Source organism: Cellulomonas sp. (assembly GCF_035634735.1).
Lineage (GTDB): Bacteria > Actinomycetota > Actinomycetes > Actinomycetales > Cellulomonadaceae > Cellulomonas.
Map to the genome: position 1 here is coordinate 13,217 of NZ_DASQCJ010000136.1, position 16,388 is coordinate 29,604.

Annotated in this window: 16 protein-coding genes; 5 read left to right on the forward strand and 11 right to left on the reverse strand. The window is 77.9% G+C overall.

The genetic code is table 11. The features are described from left to right. Positions 1 to 39: 39 nt before the first annotated feature. A complete protein-coding gene (locus VER05_RS12065; RefSeq protein WP_324845593.1) occupies positions 40 to 1,110 on the reverse strand; it encodes a PHP domain-containing protein in 1,071 nt (356 codons plus the stop codon). 3 nt (positions 1,111 to 1,113) lie between these two features. Further along, the gene (locus VER05_RS12070) at positions 1,114 to 2,148 is read right to left on the reverse strand and encodes a Ku protein (RefSeq protein ID WP_324845594.1); all 1,035 of its coding nucleotides are present in this window, start codon (positions 2,146 to 2,148) and stop codon (positions 1,114 to 1,116) included. Between the two features lie 78 nt (positions 2,149 to 2,226). Between VER05_RS12070 and VER05_RS12075 the strand changes: the two genes are divergently transcribed. After that, the gene (locus VER05_RS12075; RefSeq protein ID WP_324845607.1) at positions 2,227 to 3,153 is read left to right on the forward strand and encodes a DNA ligase; all 927 of its coding nucleotides are present in this window, start codon (positions 2,227 to 2,229) and stop codon (positions 3,151 to 3,153) included. 132 nt (positions 3,154 to 3,285) lie between these two features. Beyond that, on the forward strand, positions 3,286 to 3,870 hold the full coding sequence (locus VER05_RS12080) for a DNA starvation/stationary phase protection protein (RefSeq protein ID WP_324845595.1): 585 nt from the start codon (positions 3,286 to 3,288) through the stop codon (positions 3,868 to 3,870). A gap of 126 nt (positions 3,871 to 3,996) precedes the next feature. Here the strand turns inward: VER05_RS12080 and VER05_RS12085 are convergent, their stop codons facing one another. From VER05_RS12085 to VER05_RS12095, 3 genes are read right to left on the reverse strand one after another with little or no spacing between them, the layout of a single operon-like run. Next, entirely contained in the window at positions 3,997 to 4,206 is a 210-nt protein-coding gene (locus tag VER05_RS12085; RefSeq protein ID WP_154730199.1) for a hypothetical protein, read from the reverse strand. Positions 4,207 to 4,258: 52 nt separating this feature from the next. After that, entirely contained in the window at positions 4,259 to 5,410 is a 1,152-nt protein-coding gene (locus VER05_RS12090; protein ID WP_324845596.1) for a hypothetical protein, read from the reverse strand. Beyond that, positions 5,355 to 7,229, reverse strand: a complete 1,875-nt coding sequence (locus tag VER05_RS12095; protein WP_324845597.1) for a glycosyltransferase — start codon at positions 7,227 to 7,229, stop codon at positions 5,355 to 5,357. The genes VER05_RS12090 and VER05_RS12095 overlap by 56 nt, the downstream gene beginning before the upstream one ends. Positions 7,230 to 7,351: 122 nt before the next feature. On the opposite strand from VER05_RS12095, the gene VER05_RS12100 reads away from it, so the two are divergent. Both VER05_RS12100 and VER05_RS12105 read left to right on the forward strand, forming a co-directional pair. Further along, positions 7,352 to 8,659 (forward strand): sensor domain-containing phosphodiesterase, encoded by a 1,308-nt coding sequence (locus tag VER05_RS12100; protein WP_324845598.1) that lies wholly within the window; start codon positions 7,352 to 7,354, stop codon positions 8,657 to 8,659. Positions 8,660 to 8,905: 246 nt separating this feature from the next. Further along, complete coding sequence (locus tag VER05_RS12105) at positions 8,906 to 10,063, forward strand: M20/M25/M40 family metallo-hydrolase (protein WP_324845599.1); 1,158 nt, start codon at positions 8,906 to 8,908, stop codon at positions 10,061 to 10,063. Positions 10,064 to 10,119: 56 nt separating this feature from the next. Here VER05_RS12105 and VER05_RS12110 read toward each other — a convergent pair whose 3' ends face one another. The 4 genes from VER05_RS12110 to VER05_RS12125 form a co-directional block, all read right to left on the reverse strand. Continuing rightward, positions 10,120 to 10,974 carry an aminotransferase class IV gene (locus VER05_RS12110; RefSeq protein WP_324845600.1) on the reverse strand — a complete coding sequence of 285 codons (855 nt, stop codon included), beginning with the start codon at positions 10,972 to 10,974 and terminating at the stop codon, positions 10,120 to 10,122. 184 nt (positions 10,975 to 11,158) lie between these two features. Continuing rightward, a complete protein-coding gene (locus VER05_RS12115; RefSeq protein ID WP_324845601.1) occupies positions 11,159 to 11,716 on the reverse strand; it encodes a hypothetical protein in 558 nt (185 codons plus the stop codon). Between the two features lie 128 nt (positions 11,717 to 11,844). Further along, positions 11,845 to 12,576 carry an ANTAR domain-containing protein gene (locus tag VER05_RS12120; protein WP_324845602.1) on the reverse strand — a complete coding sequence of 244 codons (732 nt, stop codon included), beginning with the start codon at positions 12,574 to 12,576 and terminating at the stop codon, positions 11,845 to 11,847. 221 nt (positions 12,577 to 12,797) lie between these two features. Next, entirely contained in the window at positions 12,798 to 13,550 is a 753-nt protein-coding gene (locus tag VER05_RS12125) for a hypothetical protein (protein WP_324845603.1), read from the reverse strand. Between the two features lie 137 nt (positions 13,551 to 13,687). Between VER05_RS12125 and VER05_RS12130 the strand changes: the two genes are divergently transcribed. Further along, entirely contained in the window at positions 13,688 to 14,272 is a 585-nt protein-coding gene (locus tag VER05_RS12130; RefSeq protein ID WP_324845604.1) for a DinB family protein, read from the forward strand. Positions 14,273 to 14,474: 202 nt separating this feature from the next. Here the strand turns inward: VER05_RS12130 and VER05_RS12135 are convergent, their stop codons facing one another. Next, positions 14,475 to 15,275: an NAD(P)-dependent oxidoreductase gene (locus VER05_RS12135; RefSeq protein ID WP_324845605.1), complete on the reverse strand. Its 801-nt coding sequence runs from the start codon at positions 15,273 to 15,275 to the stop codon at positions 14,475 to 14,477. Positions 15,276 to 15,349: 74 nt separating this feature from the next. Further along, positions 15,350 to 16,388 (reverse strand): GGDEF domain-containing protein (locus VER05_RS12140; protein WP_324845606.1); only part of this gene is annotated, 1,039 nt, incomplete at its 5' end.

The following is a 16,388-nucleotide window of genomic DNA, read 5'->3' on the forward strand; positions in this document are numbered from 1 at the left end:
AGCGCGCTTCCGCGCATCGCCACGCGGGCGGTGTGTCGCTCAGGCAGCGACCTTCCGGCCCGCGAGGTGCTCCAGGAGGCGGTCCAGGGGCCACGCGTCGAGCACCCGGTCGGGCCCGATGCCGTGCGCGGCGGCGCGGTCGCAGCCCACCGGCTGCCACGACAGCTGCCCCGGCGCGTGCGCGTCGGTGTCGATCGTGAACAGGCAGCCGGCGTCCACCGCGACGTCGAGCAGCGCGTGCGGCGGGTCCAGCCGGTCGGGCCGGCAGTTCACCTCGACGGCGACCCCGTGCTCGGCGCAGTCGGCGAACACCGCGGCGGCGTCGAACTCGCTCGGCGGGCGCTGCCGCTTCCCGGTGAGCTGCCGCCCGGTGCAGTGCCCCAGCACGTCGACCCGGGGGTTCGCGACGGCCGCGCGCATCCGCCGGGTCATCGACGCGGCGTCCATCCGGAGCTTGGAGTGCACCGACGCCACGACGACGTCGAGCCGGTCGAGCAGCTCGGGCTCCTGGTCGATCGACCCGTCGTCGAGGACGTCGACCTCGATCCCGGTGAGCACCCGGAACGGCGCGATCGCCCGGTTGAGCGCCTCGATCTGCTCGATCTGCGCCCGCAGCCGCGCCGGCGACAGGCCGTTGGCCACGGTCAGCCGCGGCGAGTGGTCGGTGATCGCGAGGTACTCGTGCCCGAGCTCCAGCGCCGCCAGCACCATCTCCTGGGCGGTGGTGGACCCGTCGCTGGCCTCGGTGTGCGCGTGCAGGTCCCCGCGCAGGGCGGCCCGGAGTGCGGCGCCGTCACCCGTGGCCTCCGCGGCCGGGTACCTCTGCTCCAGGTCGAGCAGGTAGGGCACCGGTCCGCCCGCCGCGGCGTCGGCGGCCACCTCGGCCGTGCGGGCCCCGACGCCGGGCAGGTCGGTCAGCGTGCCCGCGGCCAGCCGCGCCCGGACCTCGTCGGGACCGGTGCGCTCGAGCGACCGCACGGCCGCCCGGAACGCGTCGGCCCGGTACGAGGTGGCGCCGCCGCGCTCGAGCAGGAACGCGGCGCGCCGGAGGGCGGCGACGACGGCCTCGTGGACGGACGCGGCGTCGCCGGACCCGGCTGCGGTCGCCACGGGTCAGGACGCCCGCTTGCGCCGGGTGCGCGCGGGCTTCTCGTCGGCCGCCTTGCCCTCGGCCGGCTTCTCGTCGTCGGCCTTCGTGGCCCGCGACCGGGTCGAGGTCGACTTCCGGGCCGGCTTCTCCTCGGCGTCGGCGTCCGCCGCCTTGGGACGGGACGACGTCTTGCGGGCCGGCGCCTTCTTCGCGGGCTTCGCGTCGTCGGCGGCGGGGGCGTCGGCGTCCTTCCTCGACGACGCGGACCCCCCGCGCGCCTTCTCCACGCTGCGCTGCAGCGCCGCCAGCAGGTCCACGACCTCGCCGGCGGGCTGGCCGCCCTCGCCGACCTCCTCGGCCTGCGGCACGGCCTGCGTGCGGCCCGAGGACACCTTCGCCTCGATGACCTGCTCCAGCGCCGCGCGGTACCGGTCCTCGAACCCCGACGGGTCGAAGTCGCCGGCCAGCGACTCCACCAGCGACGACGCCATCGCGAGCTCCTGCGGCCGGACCGTGACGTCCTGGTCGAGGATCGGGAAGTCGGCCTCGCGCACCTCGTCCGGCCACAGCAGCGTCTGGAGGCAGATCACGTCGTCTCGGACCCGCAGCACGGCCATCGACTCGCGCTGCCGCAGGGCGACCTTGACCACCGCCATCCGGTCCGTGCTGGTCAAGGCCTCGCGCAGCAGGGCGTACGGCTTCGCGGCCGTGCGGTCCGGCTCCAGGTAGTACGTCTTGGCGAGCAGGATCGGGTCCACCTGGTCGGCGGGCACGAACTCGATCACCTCGATCTCCCGCTCGGTGGCGAGCGGGAGCTGGTCCAGGTCCTCGTCGGTGAGCACCACGAGCTGGCCGTCGTCGGTCTCGTAGCCCTTGGCGATCTCGCTGTACTCGACCGGCTCGTCCTCGATCGAGCACACCTTGCGGTACCGGATCCGGCCGCCGTCCTTCTTGTGCACCTGGTGCAGCGGCACCTCGTGCTCCCCCGTGGCCGCGTAGAGCTTGACCGGCACGTTGACCAGCCCGAACGCGACGGCGCCCTTCCAGATCGCGCGCATCGTGACCACCCTCCCCGGCGCAGGGTCCTCCCCCGCGACGACTCCGCGTGCTGTGGGCAGGATGGACCCGTGCAGCCCATGCTCGCCACCCCTGTGCCCGTCCCGGGCCGCCTGCCCGCGGGTCCGGGCTGGCGGTTCGAGGTGAAGTGGGACGGTGTCCGCATCCTCGCGGACACCACGGGAGACCGCCTCCGGATGCTCGGCCGCAACGGCCGGGACGCCGCGCCCGCCTACCCCGAGCTCGCGGGCCTGGCCGACCTGCCGCCGGGCACGGTCCTCGACGGCGAGGTGGTCGCGCTGCGGGACGGCGTCCCGTCGTTCGCGGCCCTGGCGGAGCGGATGCACGTCCGGGACCCCGCCCGCGCGGCGGCGCTCGCCCGCCGGGTCCCGGTCAGCTACCTCGTGTTCGACGTGCCGGTCCTCGCGGGCGAGGACCTCACCCGGCGGCCGTTCGCCGAACGCCGCGCCGCCCTGGAGACCGTGCCGCTGCCGGAGCACGTCCAGCTGTCGCCGGTCTACGAGGACGGGGACGTCATCTGGGCCGCCACCCGCGCGCAGGGCCTGGAGGGCGTGGTCGCGAAGCGCGCGACGTCGACGTACCAGCCGGGCCGCCGCTCCGGCGACTGGCTCAAGGCGGTGCACCACACCACCCGGACCGCGCTGGTCGGCGGCTGGCGGCCCGAGACGAACGGCAGCGGCCGGATCGGCGCGGTGCTGCTCGGCGCGCCGGACGCGGACGGCGGCCTGCGGTTCCTGTGCCGCGCCGGCAGCGGCCTCGCGGGCGCCCTGGCGCGGGACCTCACGGCGGCGCTCCGGACCCGGGAGCGGCCGACGTCGCCGTTCGCGGAGCGGCTCGAGCCGGTCGACGCGCGCGGCACGGTCTGGGTCGAGCCGGAGGTGCTGCTCGACGTCCGCTACCTGACCCGCACGCCCTCCGGCCGGCTCCGGCAGCCCGTGCTCCGGGGCCGGCGGGACGACACGGCGGCCGACCCCTGGGAGGTCTGACCCGGTTCGTCCCCGCGGGCGCGGCGGCGGGCGACGCACGCGCCTCACCTGCGATTGCGCGACCCCCGGGCTTGGGGCAGCGTGGGAGCCAGCCGGCGCCGTCGGGCGCCGAGGACCGCAAGGAGGAGACTGATGGTTCGCCGCACGGAGCTGCCGAAGTACACCGTCCCGTCGCTGAGCGTCGAGGACGGCCGCACGATCGCCGCGATCCTCCAGCAGCGCCTGAACGCGCTCAACGACCTCGCGCTCACGCTCAAGCACATCCACTGGAACGTCACCGGCCCGCACTTCATCGCGGTGCACGAGATGATCGACCCGCAGGTGGACGCCGTGCGCGCCATGGTGGACGCCATCGCGGAGCGCATCGCGACCCTGGGCGTGGCCCCGGTGGGCACCCCCGGCGCGCTGGTCCAGGACCGCAGCTGGGACGACTACTCGATCGGCCGGGCCGGCGCGATCGAGCACCTGGGCGCGCTCGACGAGGTGTACGTCGGCGTCGTGACCGACCACCGCGAGGCCGCGGCCGCGACCGAGGACCTCGACACGGTCACCAACGACCTGCTGGTCGGCCACCTGCACGAGCTCGAGCTGTTCCACTGGTTCGTGCGGGCGCACCTGGAGAACGCGGGCGGCGAGCTCAGCACCGCCGGGGCGGAGGGCGAGCAGGAGTCCGCGAAGGACGCCGGCGCCGCCGCGAAGGACCCGTCCTCCGTCTGAGGCACCGCGCGCCGCGCGGGTCCCGCCCGCGCGGCCCCCGGATCGCCGAGGCCCCGGTCACCTGGGAGGTGGCCGGGGCCTCGTGCTGCGCCGGGGCGCGGCCGGCCCGCGGGCCGGCCGGGCGGGTCAGAGCCGCTCGGGGTCGTCCCAGTCGTCCGACGCCGCGATCGCCTCGTCGTCCGGGAGCAGCTCGCTGTCCCGGAGGGTGCGCGGCGCCCGCGAGGCGTCGCCGCCGGAGCGCACGTCGGTCGCGCGCAGCTCGGCCTCGGACGGCAGCGCCTCGGCGCGGTGGTCGGCGGCGGTGTCGGACGTCAGGTCACGGGGGCGGGTCGTCATGCCTCGGTTGTACCCCGTCGGGGCGGGGGCCACCAGCCCGGGCGGCGGCCCGTCAGCCGCCGAGCACCGCCCGCGCCCAGTCCCCCAGCGTCCCGCCCGAGGTCAGCACCACCAGCCAGCCGATCGCGAGCTGCGCGACGGACGCCACCACGATCGCCACCCGCCGCCGCGGCCCGGGGTCCCGGGGCGCGAGCAGCAGCACGTACAGCGCCGTCAGCACGATCCAGGTCTGGCCGGCCGCCTCCCGCAGCCCGAGCCACAGCGAGAGGTACAGCCCGACGAGGGCGATGCCCGGCGCGATCAGCGACCACGGGTCCCGGACGGCGCGCACCGTCGACGCGACCAGCACCAGCGGGGCGGCCAGCAGGGCCAGCGCGATCTGCCGCAGCGCGTCGGCCGCCGACGCGCCGGCGCCGCCCGGCAGCCAGCCGGCGGGCGTCGCCGCCTCCATGCCGCCCAGCGGGTCGGCCGAGAACCACCAGGACGCGTAGAGCCAGAACCCGACGGCGGCCACCGCCGGGAACAGCAGCACCGCGACGGTCGCCTCGTTCGCCCGCCAGCCCGACCGGCCCGCGCGGCGCGCGAAGAACGGCGCGACGGCGGCGAGCGTCAGCGCGTACAGCCAGGCGCCCGGATCGAGCATCACGGCGACCCCCAGCGCGAGCCCCGCGCGGAAGCCGGCCTCGGTGGACCGCTGCTCGACGAACGCGGCGATGCCGTCGAGCGCCAGCACCAGCAGGGCGACGCCGAGCAGGGACACCAGGTCGTTCGACGCGAGGTAGTACAGCGGCGGCGTGAGCACGAGCGTCCCGACGACGGCCGCCGTTGCCCACGGGCCCAGGCCCTCGCGCACCAGCACCGCGGCGAGCCGCTGCAGCGTGAAGCCCAGCACGGCGGCCGCGAGCAGGCTCATCGCCAGCGTGCTGCCGCCGAGCACCGAGGCCAGCGCCGCCGACAGGGGCGGGAACACCTGCGCGATCCAGGACAGCCCGCTGTCGCCCCACTGCACCAGCGCGCCGCGGTCGGCCAGCGCCTCGTTCGCGGCGGGCACCCAGCCCGCCGACCGGGACAGCAGCGCGACCGCGACGAACGGCAGCGCCAGCGCGACCCGCAGGCCCCAGCGCGCGGCGGGCCCGGCCGGCCAGGTGTCAGCCGCGTACCGTCGCGGGGACGTGCGCGGCAGCGGCGACGCCAGTGAGGCCATGTGCGGTCTTCTCCCAGTAGTGCGGCTTCGTGATGAGCTGCCAGAGCGCCTTGTACGCGGCGACGGAGTGCAGCAGCCAGTACGCCGGGTTCGCCAGCCCCCACAGCACGAGGCCGTACCGGCGGCGCTTGAAGGCGCCCATCATCGAGACGTAGATCATCAGCGCGCTGCCGACGCCGAGGTTGAACAGCGACAGCCAGAGCACCCAGCCGGGGAACAGGAACGCCAGCTGGTGCGGGTCGAGGAGCAGCGACGCGAGGAACACCGCGTACAGCAGCGGGACCGCGAGGAACGTCGCGGGCGTGCCCCCGACCAGGAACAGGAACGACAGCGTCTGCCGCAGCCCGGCCACCTGCACCAGCCGGAACGGCTGCCGCAGGTGCACGAGCGTCGTCTGCATGTAGCCCTTGATCCACCGGGACCGCTGCCGGACGAAGTTCGGGTACGAGGTGTTGGCCTCCTCGTACGTCGTCGAGTCGATGACCCCGACCCGCAGCCCCTCGGCGGACGCCCGGATGCCCAGGTCCGCGTCCTCGGTGACGTTGTACGGGTCCCAGCCGCCGAGCCGGCGCAGGCCGCTGACCCGGAAGTGGTTCGACGTGCCGCCCAGCGGGATCGCGAGCCTGCCGTACTCCAGCCCGGGCAGCATGTAGTCGAACCAGAACGAGTACTCCAGCGTGAACATCCGGGTGAGCGGGTTCTCGTCGGCGTTGAAGTAGTTGAGCGCGGCCTGCACGCAGACCAGCTCCTCGCCGGCCTGCCGGAACGCGAGCACCGCCTTCTTCAGCTGGTCGGGCTCCGGCTTGTCCTCGGCGTCGTAGATCACGAGGTACTCGCCGGTCGCGAACTCCAGGCCGACGTTGCACGCCTTGGGCTTGGTCTGCGGGGCGCCCGCCGGGACGGTGATGAACCGGAAGTGCGCCGGCGGGTGCGCGGCCTCGGCGGCGGCGCGGGTCTCGGCGTCGTCCTCCTCGACCAGGATCAGCACCTCGAGCAGGTGCGCCGGGTAGTCCAGCGCCCCGAGGTTGCCGATCAGGTTGGCGACGATGTTCGCCTCCTTGTACACGGGCACCAGCACCGTGTACCGGGGCAGCTCGGAGTCGGGCAGCGCCGCGAGCTCCGCGGGGTCCGTGCGCGTCACGTGCTCCATCCGCGCGCCGCGCAGCGACGCCCAGAACTTGAAGCCGGTGCCGACCAGGAACGCGACGCCCACCACCACCGACAGCGTGACGACGACCGCGCGCGGGTCCAGGACCGCCGCGAGCACCACCAGCACCAGCGCGACGACGAGCGCGACCCGCTGCCACGGCACCAGCACGGTCCGGGCGGACTGCGCGGGCGACCGGCCCCACAGGCCCAGGCTCGCGCGCTCGCGCAGGTCGGCGCCGTACCGGTCGAGCACGGCCTGCTGGAAGTCCCACCGGTCGGCGAGCACCAGGTACGGCTCCTCGCCCAGCGCCGCCGCGATCGCCGCGCGGCGGTCCGGCGTCGGCTCGTCGACGACCGCCACGACCAGCGTGCCGTCGCCGCGGCGCTCCAGCGGGAGCCACTGCTCGGCGAGCACCCGGCCGACGTCGGCGGTCCCGGCGTCCAGGGCCTCGGTGATCCGGGTCGGCACCACGTAGGGCAGACCCCACAGGTCCGCCAGCGCGCGGGTCAGCGACTCCGAGTCGATCGCGCCGATCGCGATCAGCACCTGGCCGATGTAGGCGCCCGACTCCGCCGCGACCCGCTCCGCCGCGTCCAGCGTCGGCTTGGTGACCAGGCCGCGGTCGACGAGGTGGTCCCCCACCCGCCGGTCCTGCTGATGACGCGCCACGCCGTTCCCCCGCGTTCCTCGAGCCCGCGGCCACGCTAACCGGGAACGCGACCGCCCGCCCCGCCGCACACGCCGACGACCAGGACCTTCAACATCGGCGCGGGCCTGCCGATCAGGACGGGGTGACCCTCCTGTCCGCACCGGAGCACCCCGGCCGGCTGCCCGTGCCGGAGCTGCTCCGCACCGGCGGCGTGCACTGCGCGTACCAGCCGGTGGTCGAGCTCGCGACGGGCGACGTGCTGGGCCGCGAGGCGCTGCTGCGCACGCCCCCCGACGCCGGGTGGCGGTCGCCCCTGGAGGTGCTGGACGCGGCCGAGGAGGCGGGCCTGCTGGGCGAGCTCGAGCGCGCCGCGATGTCGCGCGCGCTCGCCGACGCGGAGGCGGCGTCCGGCGGCGCGTCCCACACGCTGTTCCTCAACATCGAGCCGCGGACGCTGTCCCGGCACCTGCCGCTGGTGCTCGAGACGCTCGCGCGGCGCAGCGCGCAGGTGCGCGTCGTCGTGGAGATCACCGAGCGCGCGCTCGCCCTCGACCCGGCCGGGATGCTCGACGCCGCGGCCCGCCTGCGCGCCGCCGGGTGCGCGATCGCGCTCGACGACGTCGGCGCCGTCCCGGAGTCGCTGGCGTTCATCCCCCTGCTCGCCCCGGAGATCATCAAGCTCGACCTGCAGCTGCTCCGCACCCTGGAGGACCCGGAGACCATCACGGTCGCGGGCGCCGTCCGGGCGCGCGCCGAGGCCACCGGGGCGCGGGTCGTCGCCGAGGGCATCGAGACCCAGGACGACCTCACCCGGGCGCTGGTGCTCGGCGCCGACCTCGGGCAGGGCTGGTTCCTCGGGCGGCCGCACCGGGTGCTGCCCGCCGGCGAGCGGCACGCGGGGCGGCTGCCGCGCCCGCACGCCCCGCTCGGGGGCACCGCGACGCCGTTCGAGGTGATCGGCACGCGGCGGGCGGTCCGGCTCGCGCCCAAGCGCCTGCTGCTGCCGCTGTCCCGCACCCTCGAGGCCGCGGCGGTCGCCCACCGGGTGCCGCCGCTAGTCCTCGGCGCCTTCCAGGACGAGCGGTTCTTCACCGGGCGGTCGGCGCGCCGCTACGCGCGGCTGGCCGAGGCGCTGCCGTTCGTGGGCGCGCTCGGCACCGGCCTGCCGACCGCGCTGCCGCCGGCCGTGCGGTGGGCGTCGCTCGACCCGGCGGAGCCGCTGGCGCGGGAGTGGGCGGTGGTGGTGCTCGGCGCGCACGAGTCGGTGGCGCTGGTCGGGCGCGAGATCGACGGGCCGCGCTCGCGGCACTCGGCCGCGCTGGGCGCGCCGGTGGGGTCGCCGGAGGACGACGAGCGCGAGTTCGCGTTCGCGGTCACGCACGACCACGGCCTGGTGGCCGAGGCGGCGCAGAGCCTGCTGCGGCGGTTCCGGGCGGACGCGCCGGCCTGACGCGGCGGCCGCGCACGGCCCGCGCCGGCTTGCCGCGCCGAGGTCGCGCCGGCGTCGCGGCGGCGCGCGCGCCGAGTGCCCACGAAACGTGTCGAACGCCTATCCCGCGCATAGGCGCTCGACACGTTCGATAGGCGGTGGCGGACGTGGCGCGAGCGGGCGGGGTGCCGGCGGAGTACACGCACGGGCCGGCGCGCGTAGCCCCCGGCGCGCGGGGCGCGGGCGGCGGGCCTAGGTTCGGGGGGCATGAGGGGCGACGGCGCGGCCCTGGCCGGGCTCGAGGACGCCGCCCGGCGCCGGCTGCCTGCGGACGCCGGGCGCCTGGAGCGGTACGTCCGGCTGGAGACCCCGACCGGGGCGGCCGCGGCCCTCGACGCCCTCGCGGACCTCGTGGTGGCGGACGCCCGGGCGGCCGGGTTCGCCGGCGGGCGCGTGCCGACGACCGACCCCGCGAGCGGCGACGCCGTCGTCCTCGACCTGCCCGGCCGGGGGCCGCGCGCCGGCGACGCCCCCGCGCTGCTGCTCGCGCACCACGACACGGTGCACGCGGTCGGCGCGGTGCCGGTCCGGCGGGACGGCGACGTGCTGCACGGCCCGGGGACGTACGACATGAAGGGCGGGATCGTCGTCGCGCTGGCGGCGGCGGACCTGCTCCGGGAGGCCGGGCTCGGGCACCGGCCCGTCCGGTTGCTGGTCACGCCCGACGAGGAGGTCGGCTCCCCCGCGACCGCCGCGCTGATCCGCGACGCCGCGCGCGGCGCCGCCTACGCGCTCGGGCTGGAGGCGCCCGGGGCGCACGGCGGGCTGGAGACCGCGCGGCGCGGGTCGACCCGGCTCCGGCTGCACGTCACCGGGCTGGCCGCGCACGCGGCGGTCGACCCGGACGCCGGCGTGTCGGCGACCGAGGAGCTGCTGGACCAGCTGCTCGCGGCGCGGCGGTTCCTCGCGGACCACCCGTCGGTCCTCGCGAACGTCGGCGTCGTCGCCGGCGGCACCCGCACGAACGTCGTGGCCGAGCGCGCGCGGGCCGACCTGGGCCTCCGGTTCGTCAGCCGGGCGAGCGAGCGGGCGGTGCTGGCGCACCTGACCGAGCCGGTGCCGGTGCGGCCCGGAGCCGACGTGCGGGCCGAGGTGCTGTCCCGGCGCCCCGCCTGGGAGCCCGGCGCCGCGTCGGCGGGGCTGCTCGCGGCGGTGGCCGCGGCGGCCGGACGGGTGGGGCAGGACGTCACGGGGGCGCCGGCGCCGGGCGCCGCGGACACGAACCTCACCGGGGCGGCGGGGCTGCCGACGCTCGACGGATTCGGGCCGGGCGGCGGCGGGGCGCACGCGGCGACCGAGCACGTGCGGCTGCCGGCGATCGCCTCGCGCGCGGTGCTGCTCGCCGCGACGCTGCACGGGGTGTGAGCCGGCCGGCCCCGGCCCGCGCCGGGGGCCGGCCCCGGCCCGCGCCGCCGGGCCGGTCAGGGGTCGAGGTGCTCGCGCTGCCGCTCCGCGAACACCCGGGCGACCTCCCGCGTGACGGGACCCGGCGCCCCGCCGCCCACCGGCGCGCCGTCGACGGCGACCACCGGCTGCACGTCGCGGGCGGTCGAGGTCAGGAACACCTCGTCCGACGTGGTGAGCGCGTCGTAGGGCAGGTCGACCTCGCGGGCGCCGTGCCACTCGAGCACCAGCGCGCGGGTGATCCCCGCCAGGCAGCCCGAGGACAGCGGCGGGGTCAGCAGCTCGCCGTCCCGCAAGACGAACACGTTGGTGCCGGTGCCCTCGCAGAGCTGACCGCGGGTGTTGGCGAACACCGCCTCGCTCGCGCCGGCCGCGCGGGCCTGGGCGAGCGCCAGCACGTTCTCCCCGTAGGAGGTCGTCTTGAGCCCGGTGAGCGCGCCGACGTCGTTGCGGCGGTAGGGCACCGTGATGACGCCCGTCTCCGGGTCCGGGTCGTGCCCGGGGGTGAGGCCGAGCACCAGGGTCGGCGGGCCGTCCACCCGCCCGCTGCCGAGGACGCCCGGCCCGCCGGTGAACGTCACGCGCAGCAGGTCGTACCCGCTGGTGAGCAGGTCCGCGTTCGCCTCGACGACCTCGTGCGCGGCACGGCGGACGAGCTCGGGGTCGAAGCCGGGCAGGCCGATGCCCGCCGCGGACCGGGCCATCCGGGCGACGTGCCGGGACAGCGCGAAGATCCGGCCGTGGTCGACCTTGACCGCCTCGAACACCCCGTCGCCCACCACGAACCCGTGGTCCCGGGCCGAGGTCGTCGCCTCCGCCTCGGGCACCAGGTGCCCGTTGACCCAGAACACCGTCGACGTCACGTCCGCCACCGCTGCGCTCCCGCGTCCCTCGCGCGCCCGCGGGGTCCGCGGGCCGTCCCGTCGCAGCCTAGCCGCGCGGCGCGGCACCGCCCGGGGCGGGGACGGCACCCGGGCCGGCGCGGCACCGACGGCGGTCGCGCGGGCGGCGGGCGCACCCGTGGTCCGCGGGCGGCGGCGCGGCGCCCGCCGGCGGTCAGGCCGGGTCGGGCACCCCGGCGAGGCCCGCGGCCCGGGCCACCTCGCGGGCCCAGGCCGACGCGCGCTCGACCTCGCCGTCGACCAGCGGGCCGTGCATCCCGGCGACGTGGAACCCCACCGGCGGCAGCACGACCCGGCACCCCGCGCGGCGCAGCCGCTTGACCATGCCCGCCGACGCCCGCTTGGGCACCGGCCGGTCGACCCGGGTGTCGAACGCCGCCGCCGGCGTGCCCTCCGCGGTCTCCAGCGCCTCCAGCCACTCGCGCACGCCGCGGCCGGTGTCGGCACCCGGCTCGGCCTCCGCGCGGCGGCGGGCCTCCGGGTCGTCGAGGTGGTCGGGCCGGCTGCGCCGGGTCTCCGGGCGGCTGAGCGAGAAGGCGTGCGTGGGGCCGCCGACGACGACCAGGTCGGTGCGCAGCGCGTCGGGCGCCGCGAGCACGCTCAGCACCTCGACGTCCGCGCCCGGAGCGGCGGCGCGCAGGCCGGCCGCCACCGCCTCGGCGACGGCGTGGCTGTTCCCGAACAAGCTCTCGTACACGACGTGCGCGCGCATGGCTGCCTCCCCTGGCTCCCGCGGCGGGCCGGCGCGACCCTGCGCCGCCCGTGCGGGCCACGCTAGGGGCGCCCCCGCGGGCGGGGATGGGCCGACGGTCCCGGGTGCGCCGCGCGGCGGCGCCCGGGTCAGGCCCGGCGCGCCGCCTTCGCGGAGCCGCCGCCGAGCCCGCCGCGGCCGCCCGGGCGGACGGCGTGCCGCACGACCGACGCGGCGACCGCCTCGAGCGTCCGGCCCTGCGAGGCGCCCAGCACGTCGAGCACGTGCCGCGCCTCGACCTCGTCGCAGCCGCGCACCTCCATGAGGACCCCGACCGCGTGGTCCACGGAGGCCCGGGTCCGTCGCGCGGCCTCGACCTCGCTGACCGCCGGCTCCCGCGCGGGGATCGTGCTGTGCAGCTCGATCAGCGACGCCATCTCCCCCGCGAAGCCGCCGGCCCGGCGCACCACCTCCGGCTCCCAGGAGCCCGGCTCGTCCAGGTACAGGGTCAGCGCCGCGGTGCCGCCCCGGGCGAGCGGGGCCGGCAGCGCGAGCACGCCGCGGAACCCGGCGCGGAGCGCGGCGGCCCGCCACGGCTCGGCGACCGGCCCGTCGGCGTCGCGCAGGTCGGGCAGCACCACCGGGGCGCCGGTGCCCAGGGCGGCGCGCCACGGCCCCGCGCCGTCGGCCGCCGCGCCGGTGCGGGTGAGGCGCTCCCCCGTCGACGCGATCAGCCAGTCCGCGCCGCGGCGGTGGGCGTGCACCGCGCCCTCGGCGGCACTCCCCGTCCGGCCGGTCACCAGCCCGATGAGGTCGTCCAGGAGCGCCAGCACGCTGCGCGCGGGCTCCGAGCCCGGCCACACCGCACACACCTCAGCCATCGTCCGTCCCCCTGGGCAGCACTGCGGGGCTCCTCGCCGAGCCCCGACGCCGGTCGCGCGCGGACGGCGCGCAGGCACATGGTGGCACGCCGATCCGGGTCGAGATGCCCGATTCGTCCGGGAATCGTGCGGATCCGCCGCCGATTAGCCCTGCCGGGTGACGCCGCGGCGCACCCGCGCGCAGCCCGCCCGCGACGCGGCGCGCCGGGGCCCCGCGGCGGTCAGGCCGGCAGCGGGCCCGGCGCGTCGCCGTCCGCGAACGACGTCGTGCGCCCGAGCACCGCGCCCTCCAGGTCGGCCACCGCGACGTCCTCCGCCCAGGCGCGGGCCTGCAGCAGCGCGGCCGCGTCGTCCGGCGCCAGGCCGGTCTGGGCCACCAGCATGCCGACGGCCCGGTCCCGGCGCTCGCGCGCGGGCGCCGCCGCCACCGCCGGCCCGACCAGCACCGGAGCCAGCGCGTCCGCCAGCACCTGGCCGTCCGCGCGGGCCTCGGTCGTGGCGCACCCGGCCGGGCCGTGCACCGTCAGCGCCGCCACCGGCCGTCCCGCCACCCGCACCGGCCAGGACCGGATGGCGACCGGCGCCTCGGCGGCGAGCACGTCGGCGGCGAGCACCACGAACACCGGCGGCACCTCGGCGGCGTCCGGCGCGAGGTCGGCGGACCGAGCGGGCGCGCCGGGGCCCAGCACCGTGCCGACCGTCCGGCCGTGCCGGGCGGCGCGCGCCGCGGGGCCGTCCCCGACCAGGTCCTCGAGCTCGGCGAGCCGCGCCGCCACCTCGTCGGTGGCGCACGCGGTGTACCGGCCGGGCTCCGCGGGCGCGCAGGTCAGCGCCGCGCCCGCCGCGCCGAGCAGGTCCGCCGCCGCGCGGCACAGCCGCTCCGCGGCGGACGGGCGGTCGCCGCCCCCGGGCCGCGGGCCCGAGAGCGTCACGGCCTCCGCGAGGGCGCGGAGCAGGAGCAGCCGGTCGGTCACGACGCCAGTCTCGGATCGGTCCGGCCGCGCCGCACCCGGAGCGCGGCGCGCGCGCTGGGCCGTCCGGGTGAGAGCCGGGACGCCACGGTGCCCGGGCGGTCGCGGCGGGTGTCGGACCCCGGCGGCACACTGGGCCCATGGATGACAAGGCGCTGCTGCACCGGTACCTGCGCGAGAGCCGCGACTCGCTGCTGACGAAGCTCGACGGGCTGTCCGAGTACGACGCCCGCCGGCCGCTCACCGCGACGGGCACCAACGTCGCCGGGCTGGTCAAGCACGTCGCCAGCGTCCAGCTGGACTACTTCGGCGAGGTGTTCGACTGCCCGCACGGCCGGCCGCTGCCCTGGTTCGCCGACGACGCCGAGCCCAACGCCGACATGTGGCTGACCGCCGAGGAGTCGCTGGACCAGGTGCGCGAGCTGCACGCCTTCTCCGCGGCGCACGCGGACGCCACGATCGAGGCGCTCCCGCTCGACGCGCCGGGCCGGGTGCCGTGGTGGCGGCCGGAGAGCGCCGACGTGACGCTGCACCGGATCCTGGTGCACATGATCGCGGAGACGGCCCGGCACGCGGGCCACGCCGACATCGTGCGGGAGACGATCGACGGCGCGGTGGGCAGCCGGCCGGAGGACCCGAACCTGCCGTTCCACGACGACGGCACGTGGGCCGCGTACCGGGCGCGGGTGGAGGACGCGGCGCGCGCGGCCGCCGGGCGCGGCTGATCCTCGGCCGGCCGCGCCACCCCCTGCGCGCCCGGGCGGAGCCCGTCGCGCGCCGCGTGGGGGCGGACCGCGCGGCGCGGCGCGCCCGGCGCCGGGACACGCCCGGCGTCGGGCGGGTGCGGCGTCGGGGCCGGCTCGGCGTCAGGGCGGGTGCGGCGTCGGGGCCGGCTCGGCGTCAGGACGGGCGCGGCGTCGAGCGGCGTCAGGCGAGCGGGTCCGCCGCGGTCATCCCGTGCCCCAGCACCCCCGGCGGCCCGTCGTACGGCTCGACCTCGCCCGCGTACCGCTCCGCGTCGTCCTCCGGCCGGTACCCGAGCGCCCGCGCGGTCGACAGATCCCACCACGCGCGGGTGTTCGCCGACACGCCGTACGCCACCACCGGCCCGGCGACCGGCCCGCGCAGCGCCGCGTCCGCGAGCCGGACCGCGTCGCCGGGGCTGAGCCAGATGCCCAGGTCGAAGGTCGTCGCCGGCCGGTCCGCGCACAGGCCGATCCGCAGCGCCACCACCTCCACGCCGTACTTGTCCGCGTACAGGCTGCCGAGCGCCTCGGCCGCGACCTTGGACACCCCGTAGAACGAGTCCGGCCGCGCGGGGCCGTCCACCCGGGCCTCCCGGTCCGTGGGGTAGTACCCGACCGCGTGGTTCGAGCTCGCCAGCACCACCCGCCGCACGCCCGCGCGGCGCGCCGCCTCCAGGACCCGGTACGTGCCGTCGACGTTCGCCCGGCGGACCCGCGTCCAGGTGTCCTCCGAGGGGATGCCGGCCAGGTGCACCACCCCGTCCGCGCCGTCCAGCACCGGGACCAGGCGGTCGACGGCCCCCTCGTCGGTCAGGTCGACGGCGGCGAACGGCTCGTCCGGCGCGGGGACCGGGTCGTCCGGGGTGTCGGCGTCCACGAGCCGGAGGCCCCAGCCGCGCGCCCGCAGGCCGCCGTCGGCGGTCCGCAGGTAGGTGCCGATCCGGCCGGCCGCGCCGGTGACCACGACGTCGCGCTGCTCCATGCCCAGGAGTCTGGCGCCCGGGCGGCGGGCGCGCGCGGCGGCGGGCGCCCGCCGCTGCCGACGCCCGGCCCCGCTCAGACCGCCGGGTCGGCCACCCGCACCCGGTCCCGCCCGGCAGCCTTGGCGCGGTACAGGGCCGCGTCGGTGCGGGTGAGCAGGTCGGCCACCGGCTCGCCGGGCTGCCGCTCCGCGACGCCGATGCTGACGGTGAGGCACGCGCCCGGCATGAGGTCGTCCCACTCCAGGCCGGCGACGGTCTCCCGCAGCCGGTCGCAGACGTCGACGATGCGGTTGCCCGTGAGCCCGTCCAGCAGGACCGCGAACTCCTCGCCGCCGTACCGGGCGGCCAGGTCGTCCCGGCGCAGGGCGTGCTGGAGCGCCGCCGCCACCCGGACCAGCACCGCGTCGCCCACCTGGTGCGAGTAGGTGTCGTTGACCCGCTTGAAGTGGTCGATGTCCAGCAGCGCGACCGCGAAGGCACCGCGCTCGGCCGTCCACTGGTCGAGCTGCTGGTCCAGCGTCCGCCGGTTCGCGAGGCCGGTGAGGCCGTCGTGGGCCGCCTCGTGCGCGAGCCGCTCGTTCCGCTCCTCCAGCGCCTCCGAGCGCCGGCGCTCGGCCTCCGCCTGCCGCTCGGCCTGCTCGACCTCCATCCGCGCCCCGAGCAGCGCCGCGCGGCGCTCGGCCTGGGCGTCGCCGAGCCGGACAGTCAGCTCGTGCAGCTCGCGGAGCGCGGCCAGCGCGGCGACCGGGTCGCCCAGCGCCTCGTGCGCGTCGGCGAGCACCCGGAGCAGCTCGGTGCGCTCGGCGGGGCGACGCAGCGCGTCGCACACCGTCATCCCCGCGCGCGCCTCCGCGACCGCCTCGGGCAGCAGGCCGGCGTCGAGCAGCATCCCCGCGCGGATCCGGTGCAGGGCGAGCTGGAGGCCCGCGGCGGGGAACCGGGCGAGCATCGCGCCCGCGGCGTCGAGCACCCCGGCGGCGGCGTCGGCGTCGCCCGCGAGCAGGTGCGCGACCGCGGCGGTGAGACGCGCGTCGACCGCCGTCCGGACGAGGCCGGCGGCGTCGGACTCGTCCACGGCCTCGAGCGCCAGCCCGAGCGCGCGGCGGGCGGAC